The 20,570-nt window shown below is 37.6% G+C and carries 19 protein-coding genes and 1 other annotated feature; of the genes, 1 reads left to right on the top strand and 18 read right to left on the bottom strand.

From position 1 onward, the window contains the following. Positions 1-58 precede the first annotated feature (58 nt). The 18 genes from minD to hemA all read right to left on the bottom strand — a co-directional run bounded on the left by minD (position 59) and on the right by hemA (position 19,700). Positions 59-856 (bottom strand): septum site-determining protein MinD, encoded by a 798-nt coding sequence (minD, locus tag ABH961_RS10190; RefSeq protein ID WP_000503312.1) that lies wholly within the window; start codon positions 854-856, stop codon positions 59-61. A gap of 2 nt (positions 857-858) precedes the next feature. Beyond that, positions 859-1,545 (bottom strand): septum site-determining protein MinC, encoded by a 687-nt coding sequence (gene minC, locus ABH961_RS10185; protein ID WP_000391511.1) that lies wholly within the window; start codon positions 1,543-1,545, stop codon positions 859-861. 35 nt (positions 1,546-1,580) lie between these two features. Continuing rightward, complete coding sequence (gene mreD, locus ABH961_RS10180) at positions 1,581-2,126, bottom strand: rod shape-determining protein MreD (RefSeq protein ID WP_000975755.1); 546 nt, start codon at positions 2,124-2,126, stop codon at positions 1,581-1,583. A gap of 14 nt (positions 2,127-2,140) precedes the next feature. After that, on the bottom strand, positions 2,141-2,992 hold the full coding sequence (gene mreC / locus ABH961_RS10175) for a rod shape-determining protein MreC (protein WP_048541368.1): 852 nt from the start codon (positions 2,990-2,992) through the stop codon (positions 2,141-2,143). A 41-nt stretch (positions 2,993-3,033) separates the two neighbouring features. Continuing rightward, the gene (gene mreB, locus ABH961_RS10170; RefSeq protein ID WP_000466737.1) at positions 3,034-4,053 is read right to left on the bottom strand and encodes a cell shape-determining protein MreB; all 1,020 of its coding nucleotides are present in this window, start codon (positions 4,051-4,053) and stop codon (positions 3,034-3,036) included. A 157-nt stretch (positions 4,054-4,210) separates the two neighbouring features. Next, positions 4,211-4,888 carry a DNA repair protein RadC gene (gene radC / locus ABH961_RS10165; RefSeq protein ID WP_046958808.1) on the bottom strand — a complete coding sequence of 226 codons (678 nt, stop codon included), beginning with the start codon at positions 4,886-4,888 and terminating at the stop codon, positions 4,211-4,213. A gap of 47 nt (positions 4,889-4,935) precedes the next feature. Further along, positions 4,936-5,511: a Maf family protein gene (locus ABH961_RS10160; protein WP_048541366.1), complete on the bottom strand. Its 576-nt coding sequence runs from the start codon at positions 5,509-5,511 to the stop codon at positions 4,936-4,938. Positions 5,512-5,731: 220 nt separating this feature from the next. Beyond that, a complete protein-coding gene (locus tag ABH961_RS10155; RefSeq protein ID WP_404519355.1) occupies positions 5,732-6,694 on the bottom strand; it encodes a stage II sporulation protein B in 963 nt (320 codons plus the stop codon). Positions 6,695-6,859: 165 nt separating this feature from the next. Then, a complete protein-coding gene (locus ABH961_RS10150) occupies positions 6,860-8,161 on the bottom strand; it encodes a bifunctional folylpolyglutamate synthase/dihydrofolate synthase (protein WP_048541360.1) in 1,302 nt (433 codons plus the stop codon). A 92-nt stretch (positions 8,162-8,253) separates the two neighbouring features. Then, positions 8,254-10,899, bottom strand: coding sequence for a valine--tRNA ligase (locus ABH961_RS10145; RefSeq protein ID WP_046956279.1), 2,646 nt, complete (start codon positions 10,897-10,899; stop codon positions 8,254-8,256). Positions 10,900-10,936: 37 nt separating this feature from the next. Next, positions 10,937-11,169 (bottom strand) — a binding site (T-box leader). Between the two features lie 171 nt (positions 11,170-11,340). Continuing rightward, positions 11,341-12,366, bottom strand: coding sequence for a spore coat protein YsxE (gene ysxE, locus ABH961_RS10140; protein ID WP_404519353.1), 1,026 nt, complete (start codon positions 12,364-12,366; stop codon positions 11,341-11,343). 62 nt (positions 12,367-12,428) lie between these two features. Then, positions 12,429-13,406 carry a stage VI sporulation protein D gene (gene spoVID / locus ABH961_RS10135; protein WP_048541357.1) on the bottom strand — a complete coding sequence of 326 codons (978 nt, stop codon included), beginning with the start codon at positions 13,404-13,406 and terminating at the stop codon, positions 12,429-12,431. Between the two features lie 109 nt (positions 13,407-13,515). Continuing rightward, positions 13,516-14,805 (bottom strand): glutamate-1-semialdehyde 2,1-aminomutase, encoded by a 1,290-nt coding sequence (gene hemL, locus ABH961_RS10130; RefSeq protein ID WP_048541355.1) that lies wholly within the window; start codon positions 14,803-14,805, stop codon positions 13,516-13,518. Then, on the bottom strand, positions 14,805-15,794 hold the full coding sequence (gene hemB / locus ABH961_RS10125; RefSeq protein WP_046958800.1) for a porphobilinogen synthase: 990 nt from the start codon (positions 15,792-15,794) through the stop codon (positions 14,805-14,807). Before hemB ends, hemL begins: the two co-directional genes overlap by 1 nt. A gap of 20 nt (positions 15,795-15,814) precedes the next feature. Then, complete coding sequence (gene hemD, locus ABH961_RS10120; protein WP_048541352.1) at positions 15,815-16,567, bottom strand: uroporphyrinogen-III synthase; 753 nt, start codon at positions 16,565-16,567, stop codon at positions 15,815-15,817. A gap of 2 nt (positions 16,568-16,569) precedes the next feature. Beyond that, positions 16,570-17,499 carry a hydroxymethylbilane synthase gene (hemC, locus tag ABH961_RS10115; RefSeq protein WP_404519351.1) on the bottom strand — a complete coding sequence of 310 codons (930 nt, stop codon included), beginning with the start codon at positions 17,497-17,499 and terminating at the stop codon, positions 16,570-16,572. A gap of 15 nt (positions 17,500-17,514) precedes the next feature. Then, complete coding sequence (locus tag ABH961_RS10110) at positions 17,515-18,348, bottom strand: cytochrome c biogenesis protein (RefSeq protein ID WP_000008998.1); 834 nt, start codon at positions 18,346-18,348, stop codon at positions 17,515-17,517. A gap of 17 nt (positions 18,349-18,365) precedes the next feature. Continuing rightward, positions 18,366-19,700: a glutamyl-tRNA reductase gene (gene hemA / locus ABH961_RS10105; RefSeq protein ID WP_048541348.1), complete on the bottom strand. Its 1,335-nt coding sequence runs from the start codon at positions 19,698-19,700 to the stop codon at positions 18,366-18,368. 415 nt (positions 19,701-20,115) lie between these two features. Between hemA and ABH961_RS10100 the strand changes: the two genes are divergently transcribed. Further along, positions 20,116-20,568: a MarR family winged helix-turn-helix transcriptional regulator gene (locus tag ABH961_RS10100; protein WP_048541346.1), complete on the top strand. Its 453-nt coding sequence runs from the start codon at positions 20,116-20,118 to the stop codon at positions 20,566-20,568. The last annotated feature ends 2 nt before the right edge of the window (positions 20,569-20,570 follow it).

The following is a 20,570-nucleotide window of genomic DNA, read 5'->3' as shown; positions in this document are numbered from 1 at the left end:
AAAGGAAGATATTCGTGTGAAGAAAAAAGAAAGCACTTCGCATATGTGCGAAGTGCTTTTAACGGATTCCAAAGAAGTTTTTCATCTTTGTAAATACCGATACCTTTTCTTGTCCAAATGCTTGCAATGGTACATTCTCACCCAACAAGCGTCTTGCAATATTACGATAAGCTAACGCTGCTTTTCCGCTCGGTTGCAACGCTACAGGTTCACCCGTATTTGTAGCACGAATAACTTCATCATCATCCTCGACAACACCAAGAAGCTCGATTGACAATGTACGTACGATTTCATCAACATCTAACATATCCTGCTCATGAAGCATATGACTACGCACACGATTAATAACAAGTTTTGGTGGTTCAATATCCTCTTTTTCTAAAAGCCCGATAATACGATCCGCATCGCGCATTGAGGATACTTCTGGCGTCGTAACAACGATTGCTTTATCCGCACCAGCTACCGCATTTTTAAATCCCTGCTCAATCCCCGCAGGACAATCAATTAATATGTAATCATAATCTTGACGTAATACTTGTATTAATTCATCCATTTGTTCAGGTGTTACCGCTGATTTATCACTCGTTTGTGCTGCAGGTAATAAATAAAGATCATCAAAACGCTTATCTTTAATAAGCGCCTGAGGTAAACGGCAACGCCCTTCAACGACATCAACAAGATCAAATACAATACGATTTTCCAGCCCCATTACTACGTCTAAGTTTCGAAGACCGATATCTGTGTCAATTAAGCACACTTTCTTTCCAGATAACGCCAGGGCTGTACCAATGTTCGCAGACGTTGTAGTTTTACCTACTCCGCCTTTTCCAGATGTAATTACTATTGCCTCTCCCACAGCTATACAATTCCCCTTTCTAACTTTGTTAAATTAGGTCTAAGATGAGTGAGAAGTTGCAGTCGATCGACAACAATGTGATTGTTCTCATTAATATACGCACATTCTGCCGCCTCCGCTCCGTCTTCTTTCTCTTCCGGAGCCCGCATTGCCACATCACTAATTCGAAGTTGCATCGGGTTCATATCAGATGCAGCGATTACGGCATCCGAATCCCCATAATACCCAGCATGCGCAATTCCTCTTAATGATCCTACGACAAAAATATTCCCCCCAGCGATAACCGTTCCGCCTGGATTAACATCTCCAATTAACAATAAATTTCCTTTTACATGTAAAACTTGTCCAGAGCGAACAATTTTGGAAATAGGGACAATTTCTGTTTCTTCTTTCCAAGCTATTGCTTCTGCTTTCGTTATAACATCACTTTCAATTGAATCCACAACAAGATTCTTTTTATTACGAATTAACGTACGAATCTCTTCTTGTTGGACTTCTGTTAAATAACGATTTCCCACTTTCACATGCACTTCAATTAAAGAGCGCCCATCACCATCATAGTAATGTGTAGAAAGCTTTTCATCCAGTTCCTCCAGTAATTCAGAGAATGAACAACAATCATCTAAATGAAGCGTTATTCCGTCTTTTGTCCCTTTTATTGTTACATTTTGTTGCTTTTTTTCTTCCACTAAAGTTCACCCCACCGATTCAATTCGACATAAAATTAGAAAATCCTTTTTTCTTTTTCTTCCATCGCTTTTGAAAGACGCACTAAATATCGTCTCAGTGGGAAACAAACTATCAATAAGAAAATTGCATTTAGCAATAAAGTAGACAGGAGACGATCTGTGAAAAAGACATACGCTGACATATGAGTACGTCCTAACAAAGTTAAAAATCCATACACATAATACTCTAGTGCTACAATGCTAGCTAGTACAATAGAAGCAACAATAAATAAATTCAATTGTAGTATCTTCATCACACTATAAACTAAATAAGCTAAAATCGGATACGCAAATATATATATACCGACAAGTTCTGTGTATACGGTATCAAATAAGAAACCAAATAAGAGTCCGTAATAAATCCCTTGAACCGGACTATAGTACACAGTAATAAAACATAATACAATTATAAAGAAATGAGGTGCTGCTATACCGTCTTTCCAAAAAACCTCTGTCGGAACAATAGTAGCAAACATATTTTCAAATAGAAAAACAAAAAGGAGCAAAAGAGGAAGAGCTGCTCTTTTTAAAATCTTCATCATCTCTTCTCCCCCTCCTATTCTAATGGCGCTGAAGGTATTGCACGTTTCGCAACCATAACATGCTCTACGTCATTCAAATCAGCGGCAGGTTTTACATAAGCTGTTTTTGTTAAACCGTATGGATCCGGCTGAACATCAACGATTGTTCCAATTACAAGACCTTTCGGGAAAATATCACCCAGTCCAGATGTTACAACTAATTGATCTTTCGCTACCTGAGCATCAGAGCCGATCTTTGTAAAAAGAAGTAAGTGCTTTTCTTTGTCGTAACCTTCAATCAATCCGAAGATTTTCTCATCACCTTGTACGATAGCAGAAACACGATTTGTTCGGCTCATAGAGCTTAGCAATTCTACTGATGATGTAAACTGAGATACACTTTTCACTCGTCCAACTAAACCTTGTGAAGTTACTACAGCCATATCTTTTTTAATTCCTTGCTGTGCCCCTTTATCAATTCCAACTAGATCGTACCATTTATCCGGGTTACGAGAACCGACAGTAGCTGGAATTTCAGTATAATCACTAGGCAACTCTTTTTTACCCGTTAACTCTTGTAACTTCTTTTTATCATCTTCTAATTGTTTTACTTTCCCTGATAGACCTGCATAATTATCTAATTTTGCTTTTAATTCTTTATTCTCTTCATACGTGCGCTTTACATCCTCTACATTTTCGAAGAATCCAGCTACGTATTTCGCTGGCTTTTGGAATACACGTTCTACAACACCGACAGTGTCTTTAACAAACTGCTCTGGCCATGTTAAACTGTTCCGTTCTTTCAATGAGATTCCAATCAATGCCACGAGAAGAATAATACTAACTAACAAAACAATTAATCTTTTGTTTAAGAAAAACTGTGGCACGTTCACACCCTCTTAATTTCATTGATTTTTATTTTGCAATATTATCGAGCAGCAGTTTTGAAAAGATCGATATTGTCTAATGCTTTACCCGTTCCAATTGCTACGCAATCTAATGGGTCTTCTGCAACAAGGACTGGCATATTTGTTTCTTCACTAATCACTTTATCTAAGTTACGTAGTAATGCTCCGCCACCTGTTAATACGATACCACGGTCCATAATGTCTGCCGCTAATTCAGGTGGAGTTTTCTCTAACGTATTTTTAACAGATTCTACAATTGCATCTACTGTATCTTTTAATGCATCTGCAATTTCTTCTGGCTGAATTAGTACTGTTTTTGGTAAACCACTTACTAAATCACGACCGCGAATTTCCATAGGCTCGATACCTTCTGGCTCGCCTGCAGAACCGATTTCTAATTTTAATGCTTCAGCCGTTCTTTCACCAATCATTAAGTTATAGCTTTTCTTAATGTACTGAATGATTGAATCGTCCATATCATCACCAGCAACACGAACTGATTGACTTGTTACAATACCACCTAAAGAAATGATTGCAACTTCTGTTGTACCGCCACCGATATCAACAACCATACTACCAGTTGGTTCCCAAACAGGTAAGTTCGCACCAATTGCTGCTGCAAATGGTTCTTCGATTGGATAAGCATCACGAGCACCCGCTTGACGAGTCGCATCGATTACTGCACGTCTTTCTACAGCTGTAATACCAGAAGGTACACATACCATTACGTAAGGCTTACGTGAGAAGAATCCATTTGATTTTTGAGCTTGTTGAATGTAATATTTCATCATTGTTGCTGTCGTTTCGTAATCAGCAATTACACCGTCTTTCATCGGGCGAAGTGCCACAACGTTTCCTGGTGTACGACCAATCATTTGTTTTGCATCGCTACCTACAGCAACGATTTGTTTCGTATCAGTTTGTAACGCTACTACTGAAGGTTCACGTAAAACTACACCTTTTCCTTTTACATATACAAGCGTGTTCGCAGTTCCTAAATCTATTCCAAGATCGCGAGTAAAGCCACCAAATCCAAACATATTATTTATCTTCCTTTCTTGTTTTCACGGACTCATTTTTTCTTACTTTATATTATAAAAACAGTACGTTTTTTATATCTTTATCCTTTTTGTAGATAAATTTCTACAAAAAACTCATAAATCACATTATAAAACAAAATAAGTAAAAAGCATAGTCTTAAATATGACCTTTTTCCTTTAAACTCACGAATTTATGGTCACCTATTATAATATGGTCAAGCACTTCAATTCCGATAATCTGGCCGCATTCTACTAAGCGTTTTGTTACTTCAATATCCTCTCGGCTCGGCGTGGGGTCTCCTGAAGGGTGGTTATGAAGACATATGATAGAGGCTGCTGCGCGGCGGAACGCTTCTTTAAAAACTTCTCTTGGATGTACAATTGATGTGTTTAAACTTCCAATGAAAACCGTTTGCCTATGTATAACTTGATTTTTTGTGTTCAAATATAAACATACAAAATGCTCCTGTTGCAGGAAGCGCATTTCTTCCATCATATATCTCGCACAATCTTCTGGGCTTCGAATGCTGTATCTATTTTGATATTCTAAACGTACCATTCTTCTACCAAGTTCAAAAGCAGCTATAAGCTGGGCTGCCTTTGCAATCCCAACACCATGTATACTGACAAGCTCTTCTAACGTTGCATCTTTCAACATACGTAAACCATCAAAGTGATGTAAAATTTTATCTGATAACTTTAAAACTGTTTCTTCTTTAGAACCTGTTCTAAGTAACACAGCAAGAAGCTCCCGATTCGATAAACTTCCAGCTCCTTCTAACAATAAACGCTCCCGTGGCTGTTCTTCTTTGACAACATCACGAATACCGTTCATTTCTCCACCCCTTTTATTTGTTCTCTCAAAGAAAATCCCATGCAATTTTACGCATGGGTTACATCAATATTAAATTGTTTTAATTCCCGAACAAGACGTGAAATTGGTAACCCGACTACACTATAGTAGTCCCCTTGAATATGTTGAACAAAAATAGATCCTTTACCTTGAATTCCATAACTTCCTGCTTTATCAAGAGGTTCTTTTGATGCAACATATACGTCAATTTCCTCTTCTGTTAATTCCCAAAACGTAACTTCTGTACGCTCGTAAAAAGTGACTGTTTTGTCTTTTGCTATAATTGCAACACCAGTATACACTTCATGTGTTTTCCCTGATAATAATTGCAACATTTCTTTCGCCTCAGCCTCATTAGAAGGCTTTCCAAGAATACGCGATTCATATGTAACAATTGTGTCTGCACCTAACACAATGTAATCACTATTCTTTTCTGCTACCGCAGATGCTTTTTGCAGGGCGAGGGACATAACGATATCAGAAGGTGATGAGTACGCACCAATCGTCTCTTCTACTTCACTTACAATGATTTCAAATGGTACATCCGCTAACTCAAGCAATTCCTTCCTGCGAGGTGATCCTGATGCTAAAATAATTTTTCTCATATTTTCTCCTTCCTTTCTCACATGAAGCAGAATCATTTACATCAATCGTATCAAAGGAATAGTTTGTCCACAAATGAAAGAAGTATTATTTTCTCTAAATAAAATAATACTTTTTACTAAAATACGATTATATTCCTACCATAGAGAAAGCACTTTGCTCTAAATTCAAAAGAAAAGAAAGAAGTACCTATACTTCTTCCTTCGTCACTTCATTATCCTATTATTTCACCTTTTGGGAAACAATTTTTTCATATGAAAGTATACCATCAATAATAACTTGATTTAATTTCGCCAAAGATTCCTTATCACCTTTTCCATCCTTCACTGTTTGCACAGCTATTGACGTATACATATACAATTTCTTTGCTTCTTCCTGCTTCATACTTTTCCCTTCTTTTTCAATTGCTTTCCACTCTTTTTCAATCGCACCTATATCTTTTGCATTACTTTTTCCACTAGCTTGTACGCTGGAAGCATATTTTGCTAAATGAGTATATAATGGCTGTACTTTTGTTAAAAATGCCCCAACTTCTTTATCATCTTTAAGTAATGCTTTATCTGTTATATCCCAGTTCTTTTTCAATACGGAGACATTATCATTTTTATACTGCATCATTAATTGATTTATGCCTTGTTCATCGCTAGCAATACCAACAACTAATGCATACTTATCACCGCTCAGTTTTAAAGCTGCAACGCCTCCATTACCTTTCCACTCTTCAAGAGCGGCCTGTCCCTTTTCTTCGGAAGAATAAATCCCTCCTTGCACAAAAAATAATTTCATTGGATCTAATGACGTTCCTGTCTGTGCTTTTTGTTTTTCCTCTTTTGGTGCCGGTGTTTGTTCTGCCGTTCCGCCCACCTTTGATTCTTCATTTCGCATCTGCTTCGAAGCTGTTACTTCGCTTCCCCCTGTCGCACCTTGTCCTTTAAGTAACTGTAGCATTCCCATCCCAAAAGCCGTACCAATAACAATCGCAGTTGCAACGATTGCAATTAACGTATTGCTCCACTTCTTTCGTTTTTTTTCCTTAGACACCAATTTCGCTTTTTGAAACGGAACAACGTTTTTCGGTCTTTCACTTTCTACTACCATCCATTCAAATTCATCTTTCTTCTTCTCCTCATATTTCGCTTCGCTTCCATTCACTTTCACTGAGATCGTTCGTGATTGCTTGTCCATACACTCACACCTCACCTCTTATCGTTGTCCGCATCATATCATATTCATTTCACAAAAAAACGAGATATTTGTCAGAGGAATTCGCCAAATAACCCTATATATTTATCTTATATGTATGCATTTGACTTCATTTGTAGAACAAAAAAACTAGATAGCAAAGACTATCTAGTTTTTCTCGCAAATATATTTTCGAACTTCCGAAATGAAATAAAGAGAACCTGTTATGATAAAAACATCATTTTCTCCAATCATTTCAACCTTCGTATCAATTGCCTCTTTCCAATTTTCAAAAACTAGTTTTGACTCTTTCTTTGAATACGATGCAAGCTTGTCAGCAGAAATAGCACGATCAAAGGCGAATGTTGTAAAAATAATTTCATCGGCAATGGTTTCTAATTGATCTACCATATTATGCAATTGTTTATCACCTAGGGCAGTAAATAAAACTATTACATTTTTATTTTTGTAATGTGATTCTACTGTTTTCACAAGACTTTCGATACCTTCTGGGTTATGGGCACCATCTATAATAATATCTGGATTGCTTTGCAGTTTTTCAAATCGCCCAATCCAATACGCTTCCTGTAATCCAGTTCTTATTTCTTCTTCCTCAATTAAAAATGATAAGTATGTTTTGACATACATGACTGCCATAAGTGCAAGTGCTGCGTTTCCTACTTGGTGAACACCTTTCATTGAGATTCGCACATCTTCAAAGGTGGCGAAAGGACAAATGAAATCGAACTGTTCTCCATCTTCGCCAGACTGTTTATGTAACACTGTAAAATGCTTGCCCATCTCGTATAAGTTTGCATGATTTTCCTTTGCAACTTTTTGAATGACTTGCAATGCTTCCTCATCTCGTACACCAGTAATAACCGGAACACCAGACTTAATAATCCCCGCCTTTTCATATGCAATTTCTCCTAGTGTATTCCCTAAAATATGCATATGATCGTGGCCGATATTTGTAATAATCGTGAGAACAGGATGAATAACATTCGTAGAATCAAAACGCCCTCCAAGCCCTGTTTCAAATAAAACAACATCACAGAAATTAACTTTACCGAAATAACAAATTGCCATAACAGTAATAATTTCAAACTCAGTCGCTTCCCCTAAATCTGTCCCATCTAGTTTTTCAACGACTGGCTTTACCATCTTTACAAGTTCAGTAATCTCTTCATCTGCAATTGGTGTCCCGTTCACACTAATACGTTCGTTAAATGTTTCAATATATGGAGAGGTAAATGTTCCTACCTTATATTTTGCATCTTCTAACATGTAGCGCATATATGTTAACGTTGAACCTTTTCCATTTGTACCAGCAAGATGAACACATTTTATGTGACGCTCTGGATTTCCGAGCTCTTCTAGCATCCATCTCATTCTTTCTAATCCTGGTTTAATACCAAACTTCAATCGGCTATGAATCCACCCTATCGCTTCTTCGTATGTATGTATCACGTATGCTTTCCCCTTTCAAAAGACAACCTTCATACTCCTATTATACGCAAAGAAAAGAGACTCACCAATATAGTGAGCCTCTAAAAAATATTTTACTTTTCAAGATCTGCTAGACGTTGGCGAACTGCTTCACGTTTTTCTAGGTAGTCTTGCTCTTTCGCACGCTCTCCGTCAATAACTGCTGCAGGAGCTTTCGCTACGAAACCTTGGTTTGAAAGTTTCTTCTGTACACGTTCTACTTCTTTGTCGAACTTCTCAAATTCTTTCTCAAGACGTGCTCTCTCTTCATCAAGATTGATAAGATCAGCTAACGGTAAGAATAACTCTGCACCTGATACGATTGCAGTCATTGCTTTTTCTGGTGCTTGTAAATCCGTTTGAATTATTAATTCGCTTGGGTTACAGAAACGCTCAATGTAAGAGCTGTTTTTCGTAAGTTGAGCAAGTACAGCCTCATCTTTTGCTTTAATTTGCATTTGAACTTTTTTGCTCATTGGCGTATTAACTTCTGCACGGATGTTACGAACAGAGCGAATGATATCAACTAGAAGGTGCATTTCTGCCGCAGCTTCTGTATCTTGTAAATCTTCACGAACTGTTGGCCATGCTGCTACTGTAATAGATTCGCCTTCATGCGGTAAATGTTGCCAAATCTTCTCTGTTACGAATGGCATGAATGGGTGTAATAGACGCATTGTTTGGTCTAATACGTAAGCTAAAATAGAACGAGTTGTTTTCTTAGCTGCTTCATCTTCACCATATAGTGGCAGTTTCGCCATTTCAATGTACCAGTCACAGAAATCGTCCCAAATGAAGTTGTATAATGAACGACCAGCTTCACCGAACTCATATTTATCCATGTTACGCGTTACGCTTTCGATTGTTTCGTTTAAGCGAGTTAAAATCCACTTATCCGCAACTGATTTTTCCCCAGTTAAATCGATTTCTTCATACTTCATATCATCCATGTTCATTAATACGAAACGTGATGCGTTCCAAATTTTATTAATGAAGTTCCAAGTAGACTCTACTTTTTCCATACTGAAACGTAAATCTTGACCTGGTGCGCTTCCTGTTGATAAGAAATAGCGCATTGCATCTGCACCGTACTTCTCGATAACATCCATTGGATCAATACCGTTACCAAGAGATTTACTCATTTTACGTCCTTGCTCATCACGAACTAAACCGTGAATTAATACATCTTTAAACGGACGCTCGCCTGTAAACTCTAAACCTTGGAAAATCATACGAGATACCCAGAAGAAGATGATGTCATAACCCGTTACTAGTGCATCTGTTGAATAGTAACGTTTGAAGTCTGCTGAATCTTCATCCGGCCAGCCAAGTGTTGAGAACGGCCATAACGCTGAACTGAACCATGTATCCAGTACGTCGTTATCTTGATTCCAGTTTTCAATATCTGCTGGCTCTTCTGTACCTACGTATACTTCACCAGTTTCTTTATGATACCAAGCTGGAATGCGGTGTCCCCACCATAATTGACGAGAAATACACCAGTCGTGAATGTTTTCCATCCAGCGTAAATATGTGTTTTCGAAACGCTCTGGTACGAACGTTACTTTCTCTTCTTCTTTTTGTTGAAGCTCTACTGCCTTCTCAGCAAGTGGAGCCATTTTTACGAACCATTGTGTTGATAAGTAAGGCTCAACAACTGCACCACTACGCTCACTATGACCTACTGAATGCATATGAGGCTCAATTTCTACTAATACGCCCGCTTCTTGTAAGTCCTTCACTAACGCTTTACGGCATTCGAAACGATCCATACCGTTATACTTACCAGCTTTTTCGTTCATTGATCCGTCTTCGTTCATTACTAAGATACGTGGTAAGTCATGACGGTTACCTACTTCAAAGTCATTCGGGTCATGAGCTGGTGTAATTTTTACAACGCCTGTTCCGAAATCTTTTTCTACGTACTCATCAGCAATAATCGGAATCTCACGGCCTACGATTGGAAGTGTAACTGTTTTTCCGATTAAATGTTTGTAACGATCGTCTTCTGGATGAACCGCTACTGCTGTATCACCAAGCATCGTTTCTGGACGAGTAGTCGCAAGACGAATATGACCAGAACCATCTGTTAACGGATAGTTCATATGGTAGAATGCACCTTGAACTTCTTTATGAATTACTTCAATATCAGAAAGAGCTGTGCGTGTTGCTGGGTCCCAGTTGATAATATATTCACCGCGGTAAATTAAGCCTTTTTCGTATAATTGAACGAATACTTTATTAACCGCATCAGATAAACCTTCATCTAATGTGAAACGTTCGCGAGAATAGTCTAGTCCTAAACCAACTTTCCCCCATTGTTGACGAATGTGAGACGCGTATTCCTCTTTCCATTCCCAAGCTTTTTCAAGGAATTTCTCACGGCCAAGATCGTAACGTGAAATACCTTCTTCACGAAGTTTTCCTTCTACTTTCGCTTGTGTTGCGATACCCGCATGGTCCATTCCTGGAAGCCATAATACATCGTAACCTTGCATACGCTTCGTACGAGTTAAAATATCTTGAAGAGTTGTATCCCAAGCATGACCTAAGTGTAACTTACCAGTTACGTTCGGAGGTGGAATTACAATTGTGTATGGTTGTTTCTTCTCATCTCCTGTTGCTTCGAAATATTTGCCTTCAAGCCACCATTGATAAAGGCCTTCTTCAACGGACATATGATCATATTTAGTTGGTAAATTCTTTTCCGTATTTGACATTATTTTCCCTCCTTAAAATAAAAAATGTCCCTCATCCAAAAAGGACGAGGGACATCGCGGTACCACCTTTATTTACAAACAAATTCAGGAATTTGCTTATACTCTTAATTTGATAACGGACAAATCCGTCTTTTCCTAATAAGAACTATTCCGTTCAGAAAAGATGCTCCAGGGCTACCTTCTAACATAACTATCTAGAGAATCTCCCAGCTAATGATTCTCCTCTCTGAAGACGTTTCTTGTTATACTCTTCCCCTTCAAGGCATTTATATGATTGTTAATTATTATATACAATAGTGTAAAAAACGAAACCCTATTCGTCAAGATAAATTTAATACTACGGCTTTTTGGGCAAAAAAAGAAGATAAGTAGCATCCTCTACTTATCTTCTTTATCCCGCTATTTGCGGGCAGTAAGACCCCCACTGATTAAAGTTTCACTTTATCCATTCCCTTGCTGGGCAGCTTGTAATTGCGAAAGGAAATATTCTATATTGCTAACGAGCCAATGCGATTGTTGTAAGCTCTTTACTCCGAGAAGTTCATTTTCCTTATTGCGACTCCCTCTTCTTTTCTTATAAGACTGGATTTGCCGAATAAATTGCGATGGATACGTCATATACGCAAACATGAGTAGTTGCTCTTCTTTCGTAAAAGGGAAATTTTTTTGGTACATTTGATACCATTCAAACCGATCACTTCGCGCAATTGGATACGTATTTAAAGACCGAGAATAAAACCCTACTATATCTTGCACCGGTGTGGCAAACTTCGATTTTTCTAAACTAATAAAATAGCCATTCCGTTCATAATCAAATAAGAAATGATTAAGCGCTACGTTACCATGTACAAAAGTAATACGTGTTTTTTCTTTTTCTTTCATCGCATCGTTCCACTCAGTTAATTGCTTCATTGCAAACTCACGCGCCCTCATTACATGATGATAGTACGTACAATATTGCAATTCAAACGGAGACATATACCACTTCGCTTCAGATTCTACGAGAAACTCTTCTAACATCTCACCATCATTCTCCCAGCGATCGGATATATTTGTATAATGTTTTTCTAAATCTTCTTCTGTATACGTTTCTTCTTTCACCGTTTTTTGATGTAACGTCCCGAGAGTTTGAAACATTTTATGGTATTGATCATTATCCTCGCCATTGCCTTCCGCACGTTCTAACCAAGGCATTAAATAATAATTATACGTCCCGTCACTTAAAATATAATTTCCATCCGTCGCATGGTATATAGGTACATAATTTGAAAAACCGTTCTCCTTCAAATATTGAATATGGTGCAAAAAGTTATTCCGCTCTAACTTCCCGTCTTCTATTTTCTTGAGCGCATACGGACCTTGATTCGTGTAAATTTTCGTTACACTTCCGTGCTCTTCCATATGCTGTGTATCCAATCTATATTGCCTTACAATGGGTTCATAGCGATTTCGTAATTCAATATCCATACGAATAACCCTTTCTATTCAAAACATTGCCTTTAGGAAAATAAGTGAGTGAAAACACTCACTTATTTCGCTTTTGCCCTTGAAACAGGAATATAAATAATTTGTCCCGCAGTTAAATATATATCTTCTGTTTGATTGACACGATATAAGTTTTGTACAGACGTTTCATAACGGTCTGCAACAGATTCGATTGTATCCCCTTCTTGCACGAAATACATTCTTAACTTTGTAAATTCTTCTTCCGGTTCTTTCGTAAATATTTTCGTTAAATAAAGTGCATTTTCATCTCGCTGTGAATACGTTTCTTCTTCTTGCTCTTCTTGTTTTTTCGCTTTTTCTTTCTTGAAATCTTTTCTTCCGAACAATTCAAATTGTGGCGTTGATTCTTTCTCCTCTTCACGCTCCACAAATTCATGTTCTTCTATTTCCTCTTCCTCTACTTCCTGCTCTTTTCTTTCCTCTAGTTGAAACGGTTCAAATGCGTAATCTTCCCACTCATCTGATTCCTTATAGACTGGTTCTTCTACGTGCATGGCGGGTCTATTTTCATCTTCTTGTGCGGAATCAGCCTCTAACTCAGCATACGCTGTTTCTTCCTCTTCATCCTCGATTCTTTCTTCATCACATAAACCAGTGATAGATATATCCGCTAATAATTGTAAGCAACCATTTTCCTTTAATTCATAATCAAACTCCTCAATAGATACATATAGTTCTTCAATTACTTTCACACGGTTTCTCGGAATTGATATTTCAAGCGGAAAGGAATGAACAAGTTCATTAACCCCATCTTCCCTTGTTTCTACATAATCAATCGACTTCGCTGGCGATAAATCTCTTAATGAATAAGCCGAATCATCTTGCCGCGCAACGTACTCTCCCGTTAAATCTAATTGCCCTCTCACGATAACTTCATGATCAAGCTCTTCTATCTCAACGTCTGGATCTAACGAAATTGACAAAAGTTCTTCGACTTCCTGTCCTTTTTGGAACCAAACAGATTCTTTTAATGAAAAACGTAATGAATGATCTGTTGCCACTTCTTTTCCCCCTCCCAAACTATATGTCATTACAGATTTATGTATGGAAAGCTGACTTTATGAATAAAAAAAATCGCTCCCCTTATGGAGAGCGATTTTCTTTCAACAATTAAGCTTTTAATTTTGACATTGCAATTTCAGCTGCTGCAATCGTCGCTTCAATATCTGCATCACTATGTGCTGTCGATAAGAATAGGCCTTCGAATTGAGATGGTGGCAAGAATACACCTTGTTCTACCATTTCACGATAGTAAGCCGCAAAGAATTCTAAGTTTGAAGATTTTGCTGCATCGTAATTAATAACTTGTTCATCTGTAAAGAAGATACCAATCATAGAACCCGCACGGTTAATATGATGCGGAATGCCATGTTTTTCAGCCGCTTTACGTAAGCCAGCTTCTAACATTTCAGCTTTACGCTCAAATTCTACATATGATTCTGGCGTTAACTGTACTAACGTTTCATAACCTGCTGCCATTGCAAGTGGGTTACCTGATAAAGTACCTGCTTGGTAAATCGGTCCGCTCGGTGCAACTTGGCGCATAATTTCTGCTTTACCACCGTATGCTCCTACTGGTAAGCCACCACCGATTACTTTACCTAAACAAGTTAAATCAGGTGTTACACCGTAATAACCTTGTCCGCAATTATAAGCAACTCGGAATCCTGTCATGACTTCATCAAAAATAAGCAATGCACCATTTTGCTCTGTTACTTCACGAAGACCTTCTAAAAATCCTGGTTGCGGAGGAACAACACCCATATTTCCTGCTACTGGTTCTACAATTATACAAGCAATATCATCACCAAATTGTTCGAAAGCGTATTTCACACTTTCTAAATCGTTATACGCTACGGTAATCGTATTTTTCGCTACACCTTCTGGTACACCTGGGCTATCTGGTAAACCTAGCGTCGCCACACCAGAACCCGCTTTAATTAATAACGAATCACCATGACCGTGGTAACAACCGATGAATTTCAAAATTTTATTACGTCCTGTATAACCACGAGCTAAACGTAGCGCACTCATTGTCGCTTCTGTTCCAGAGTTAACCATACGTACAATCTCAATTGATGGTACGCGCTCAATAACAAGTTTCGCTAATTTATTCTCAATTTCCGTTGGGGCACCGAAGCTTGTTCCTCTTTCAGCAACAGATTTTAAAGCTTCAACAACACGATCATTCGCATGACCATGAATTAAAGGACCCCATGATAATACGTAATCGATGTATTCATTTCCATCGATATCATATACTTTAGAGCCTTTTCCGCGCTCCATAAACAACGGATTCATACCAACAGACTTAAAAGCACGAACGGGACTATTTACGCCACCAGGCATTAAATCTTGCGCCTCTTCAAACGCCGCAATCGACTTATCAAACTTTTTCATTATTTAGCGCCTCCTTCTTGTAACCATCTTGCTGCATCTTTTGCATGATACGTAATAATTAAATCTGCTCCTGCACGTTTCATGCTAATTAATTTTTCAAGTACAACTTCTTTTTCATTAATCCAACCATTTTGCGCTGCTGCTTTAATCATCGAATATTCACCACTTACGTTATAAGCAACGACTGGTAAATTAAAGTTATTTTTCACATCACGAATGATATCTAAGTAAGAAAGAGCTGGCTTTACAATTAAGAAATCTGCCCCTTCCATTACATCTGATTCTGCTTCACGGAATGCTTCCATACGGTTCGCTGGATCCATTTGATATGTTTTACGATCACCAAATTGCGGAGCACCGTGCGCCGCATCACGGAATGGTCCGTAAAATGCTGATGAATATTTCACAGCGTACGACATTACTGGTACGTGTCCAAAACCATTTTCATCTAATGCATGGCGAATTGCTGTTACGAATCCGTCCATCATGTTTGATGGCGCAATAATGTCCGCTCCTGCTTTCGCTTGGCTTACAGCTGTTTTCGCAAGAACTGCAAGAGACTCGTCATTTAAAATAATACCATCTTCAATTACACCGCAATGACCATGGCTTGTGAATTGACATAAACATGTATCTGCAACTACTACTAGCTCAGGGAATTCACCTTTAATTTGCTTAATTGCACGTTGCACAATTCCATGATCACAATATGCTGATGATCCAACTTCATCTTTTTCAGCAGGTAAACCAAATACAATAACAGAACGAATACCTAAATCAACAACCTCTTGCATTTCAGCTTGCAATAAATCTAAAGATATTTGATATACGCCTGGCATAGAAGGCACTTCATTACGAACATTTTCTCCTTCTAATACAAAAATAGGGTAAATAAAATCTTCCGTATGTAAAAACGTTTCACGCACAAGCGCACGCATATTACCGCTTTGTCTTAAGCGACGATGACGATTAAATTGTAAAGAGTTCATAGATTTCTATCCCCATTCTTTTATTTTATAGATTCACAAATGCATTGTAGTAATGCTTCTACAGTGTACTCTTTCGGCATAATAACATGTGGAAAATAAAGGATCGCCTCTTTTTCCGTAATAGGCCCTATACAAGCAATTGTACAGTTTTTTGTCCATTCTCTCCAGTTTGTACCCTCAAGTAAACGAACAAAACTAGTAACAGTTGAAGGGCTTGTAAATGTAATAATGTCTACTTTCCCTACTTCTAACGCTACTATAAGCTCTTGCCTTTTCCCTACATTCTCTTTCGTACCATATACGATTAGCTCATCTAGAGAAACACCAATTTCGCGAAGTGCAACTGGAATTACATCTCTTGCTAAATTCCCTTTCGGAAATAAAATGCACTCGTTTCCACTTAGTCTTTTTACAAACTCTTCTGCAAATACTTCTGCAACAAATGCAGTTGGAACGAAGTCCACTTGATAGCCCCGCTTTTCTAACTCTAACCTTGTTTTCACGCCTACTGCAGCAATTTTAGTCTTTGCGGGTAGCTTCTTTCTCAAACTATCTAGAAAAAAAGCTACTCCATTTTTACTCGTAAAAATAACCCAGTCATACGAATGCAGTTGCCCTGCTATATGTTGAATTTGCCTATGAGACATACCTTCCATACGCAAAAGCGGAATTTCCAATGGAATTCCGCTCTTTTCTTTCACCGCTACACTCATTTGTTTCGCTTGATGCTGGGCACGTGTAATTAATACCGTTTTGCCAGCGAGAGCGTTCATATTTATTGTTGCCCCTTATTTGCAGCAAGAATGAGTTCTTTGGCGCCTTGTTTAATTAAACGGTCCGCAGCCTCTAATCCTACTTCCTCTGGATTAGTTCCTACTACTGTCTCTTTCAATAAAATAGAACCGTCCATAGAACCGACAAGAGCTGTTAATTCGATTGCATCATTTTCTGTAAAAGTTGCATATCCAGCGATCGGAACTTGGCAGCCACCTTCAAGTTTATGAAGAAATACTCGTTCTGCCGCCACTGTTCTTTCTGTTACTGCATCATTCATATGCGCTAACAACTGTAGTAAATCCTTATCATCCTCACGGCATTCAATCGCTAATGCACCTTGTCCTACAGCAGGTACACATAACGTCTCATCTAAATGTTCTGTAATAACTTCATTATCCCAGCCCATTCTTTGTAATCCAGCTGTTGCTAAAATGATTGCATCGTAATCCTCTTCTTGTAATTTACGTAAACGTGTATCGATATTTCCTCGAATCCACTTCACTTGTAAATCTGGTCTCGCAGCTAATAATTGTGCACTGCGTCTTAAACTACTCGTACCTAAAATAGCGCCTTCTGCTAACTCTTCAAACGCTGCTCCGCTTTTTGAGATAAAAGCATCACGAGGGTCAACACGCTTCGGTGTACAACCAATCATTAATCCTTCTGGAAGTACGGCCGGCATATCTTTCATACTATGTACAGCCATATCAATTTCTTTCGTAAGTAACGCATGTTCAATCTCTTTAACAAACAAGCCTTTTCCGCCTACTTTTGAAAGAGTAACATCTAAAATAACATCACCTTTTGTGACGATTTCTTTCACTTCAAATTCATATGGTAAACCTAGTGCTTTTAACTGATCAATAAACCAGTTTGTTTGCGTTAATGCTAATTTACTCTTTCGTGACCCTACAATAATTTTGCGCATAATTCTCTCTCCTCATTATAAATACCAAAAGTGGAAGTTGGATAAACTGCTTAATAGAAAAATATTGATTAGCATTACGAGAAATGCTCCGATGTTCCACTGCACGATTTTCTTCCCTTGCAACACATCTGCCACTCGTAAATATAGGCCAGCACAATATACAAATAGAACGACAAAAGACCCAATCACTTTCGTATCATACCAATGGAAATTGTCCAATTTCGTATATCCCCATATGCATCCTAATAAAATAGCTAATAAGAAAAATGGAACAGAAAATAAATTTAATCCGTAAGACATCGATTCTAGCTTCGGTAAATTCCCTAACCTTCTTAATCTCGCATTCCATTTTTTCTTTTTTAATAGGCGATATTGCAATAAATACATAATAGAAAAAATGAACGATACAGTGAAAGTTGCATAAGAAATAATAGCCATACCGACATGTACATATACAAGTTCTGAAACTAATTGCTCTGCCAGTACCGGCGACATCTTTCCGAGCGGTGTAAAAATAGAAAAAGCGCTTACGCCAAATGCAACAACATTTGTAAAAAAGACTAGAAAGTCAATTCTCATAAATCGATTAATGACTAACGACATCGTAATCAATAGCCAAACATAAAAATAAATCCCTGATAATAAAGTTAATATAGGGTTCGTTTCTGAATCTGTAGCCCTAAGTAACATAAAGATAGACTGCAGAACCCATACAATCGAAAGTAACCAAAAAGCAAATCGGTTCGCCTTTCGGTTACTTTGGAAATAATCTATAAAATATAAACTAATGCTACAAGCATATAAAATAATTGCAATATGATAAATAATACTGTTATTTAAAAAACTCATCCGATCATCCTTCCAAATTATAAAGATGGAACGGATGGTGTCCACGCTCTTTTATGTTCTACTTCTTCCGCACAACTCTCTACATCTTCCATTTCTAAGTCGAAAATCTTTGCAAATAACGCTAATTTTTCGTCTGCTCCCTCTTCAGCAGCAATTTCTTTCGCTACTAAAATTGGGTCTTTTAATAATTGATTAATAATACTTTTCGTATGCTTACTAATTACTTTTCTCTCACGATCACTAAGATTCGGTATTTTTCGTTCCAAGCTTTCCATCGTTTCACTTTGGATAGCAAGTGCCTTATCACGAAGAGCTGCTATTAACGGAACAACACCAAGTGTACTTAACCACGTTTTAAATAAAACAATTTCCTCTTCAATCATAAATTGAATTTTCTCTGCTTCTTTCAAACGCTCAGCACGATTCGCTTCCACTACTCCTTGCAAATCATCAATGTCATATAAGAAAGAACCTTCTAGTTCATCAATCGCTGGATCAATATCACGTGGCACTGCAATATCCACCATAAATAACGGACGACCAGAGCGCATTCTCTCTACCTTTGTCATCATCTCTTTCGTAATGACATATTCAGATGCACCAGTTGAACTAATTAAAATATCTGCTTCTAATAATGCACATTGCAATTCACTTAAAGGCTTTGCATGTCCCATATATTTCTCAGCCATTACTTCCGCTTTCGTAAACGTCCTATTCATGACGGTTACTTTTCGAGCACCGCTTCCATATAAGTTTTGCAGTGCCAGTTCACCCATCTTACCAGCACCAAGAATAAGCACATGACAATCTGTTAACTCACCAAATATTTTCTTTCCGAGCTCAACAGCAGCATAGCTAACAGACATCGCACTTTCACCAATCGTCGTTTCTGAGTGCGCACGTTTCGCTAACGTAACCACCTGCTTAAACAACTCATTAAAAATTGTTCCTGTCGCTTTTACTTGTTGCGCTTCTAAAAAGCTATCTTTTATTTGGCCTAAAATCTGTGTTTCTCCAACTACCATAGAATCTAAACCGCACGTCACGCGGAATAAATGATCTATTGCACCGTCTTGTTCAAAAATAGTTAAATATGGTGCGACTTCTTCTATTTCAAGCTGAAACCAATCAGCTAAAAACTTCTTAATATAATACCGTCCCGTGTGTAATTGATCGACAACAGCGTAAATCTCAGTGCGATTACAAGTTGATACAATGACATTCTCTAACACGCTCTTTTGATTTTGTAATGTAGTCATTGCTTGCTCTAGCTCTGCTGCCTGAAATGTGAGTTTCTCACGAAATTCTACAGGGGCTGTTCGATAATTTACACTAACAACAAGAATATGCACGCAGCATGTCCCCCTTCACCCGTTTTATCACTTTATCTACTATCATAATACAACTTTCCTCTTATGAATCTGACAATCGTGTGAACAACCGATTATTTTTTATTTATTCTCCGTATGTAATAAAGGAGATTCAGTAAAACTAATAAAGACTTTCTACTTTATAATGATTATAAATTAATAACTCTATTTGTACGTTACCAAAAAAAGCACTCATAATCAAGTGATGGAAACTATTCCATATGAATTATAACATCATCTTTCCTATCTTCTTTCATCATGAAGAAAAATATGTATGATTGTTCCAAATTGTAGCACAAACTTTCTCAATACAATGTATTTGACATTGTATTTCTTTTTCGTTATATTGATTTTATAAAATTAAATTGTGCACAACTTAATTAGAAAGGAGTTATGTATGACAGAGAATTCTTTACATCTAGATAACCAACTTTGTTTTTCTATTTACGCCTGTTCTAAAGAAGTTACCCGCTTTTATCGACCATATTTAGAAGAGATGGGTATTACGTACCCTCAGTACATTACTTTACTCGTACTATGGGAGCAAGATGGACTAACAGTAAAAGAAATTGGAGAACGTCTATTTTTAGATTCCGGTACATTAACACCTATGTTAAAACGAATGGAATCATTAAAACTTGTAAAACGCGTTCGTTCCAAAGAAGATGAGCGCAAAGTTTATATTAAATTAACAGAACAAGGTAAAGATTTAAAAGAAAAGGCTTGTTCATTGCCGACAACAATGGCAACAAATTTAGGAATTACAGAACAAGAATATCGTTCTTTATTAATTCAATTAAATAAACTAATTGAAACAATGAAAACAATTAATGATAGAAAAGGGGAATAAAC

Source organism: Bacillus sp. RC251 (assembly GCF_044908765.1).
GTDB lineage: Bacteria > Bacillota > Bacilli > Bacillales > Bacillaceae_G > Bacillus_A > Bacillus_A wiedmannii.
The sequence above is the reverse complement of the archived record's forward strand: the minus strand, read 5'-3'. Positions and strand labels throughout refer to the sequence as shown.

Bases quoted from the DNA above. Each gene is read 5' to 3' on its own strand.
- mreD (WP_000975755.1), bottom strand. From the start codon at position 2,126: ATGATGAAGATTTTAAAAAGAGCAGCTCTTCCTCTTTTGCTCCTTTTT.
- mreB (WP_000466737.1), bottom strand. From the start codon at position 4,053: ATGTTTGGATTTGGTGGCTTTACTCGCGATCTTGGAATAGATTTAGGA.
- radC (WP_046958808.1), bottom strand. From the start codon at position 4,888: ATGAACGGTATTCGTGATGTTGTCAAAGAAGAACAGCCACGGGAGCGT.
- ABH961_RS10160 (WP_048541366.1), bottom strand. From the start codon at position 5,511: ATGAGAAAAATTATTTTAGCATCAGGATCACCTCGCAGGAAGGAATTG.
- ABH961_RS10155 (WP_404519355.1), bottom strand. From the start codon at position 6,694: ATGGACAAGCAATCACGAACGATCTCAGTGAAAGTGAATGGAAGCGAA.
- ABH961_RS10145 (WP_046956279.1), bottom strand. From the start codon at position 10,899: ATGTCAAATACGGAAAAGAATTTACCAACTAAATATGATCATATGTCC.
- ysxE (WP_404519353.1), bottom strand. From the start codon at position 12,366: ATGGATATTGAATTACGAAATCGCTATGAACCCATTGTAAGGCAATAT.
- hemL (WP_048541355.1), bottom strand. From the start codon at position 14,805: ATGAAAAAGTTTGATAAGTCGATTGCGGCGTTTGAAGAGGCGCAAGAT.
- hemB (WP_046958800.1), bottom strand. From the start codon at position 15,794: ATGAACTCTTTACAATTTAATCGTCATCGTCGCTTAAGACAAAGCGGT.
- hemD (WP_048541352.1), bottom strand. From the start codon at position 16,567: ATGAACGCTCTCGCTGGCAAAACGGTATTAATTACACGTGCCCAGCAT.
- hemC (WP_404519351.1), bottom strand. From the start codon at position 17,499: ATGCGCAAAATTATTGTAGGGTCACGAAAGAGTAAATTAGCATTAACG.
- ABH961_RS10110 (WP_000008998.1), bottom strand. From the start codon at position 18,348: ATGAGTTTTTTAAATAACAGTATTATTTATCATATTGCAATTATTTTA.
- ABH961_RS10100 (WP_048541346.1), top strand. From the start codon at position 20,116: ATGACAGAGAATTCTTTACATCTAGATAACCAACTTTGTTTTTCTATT.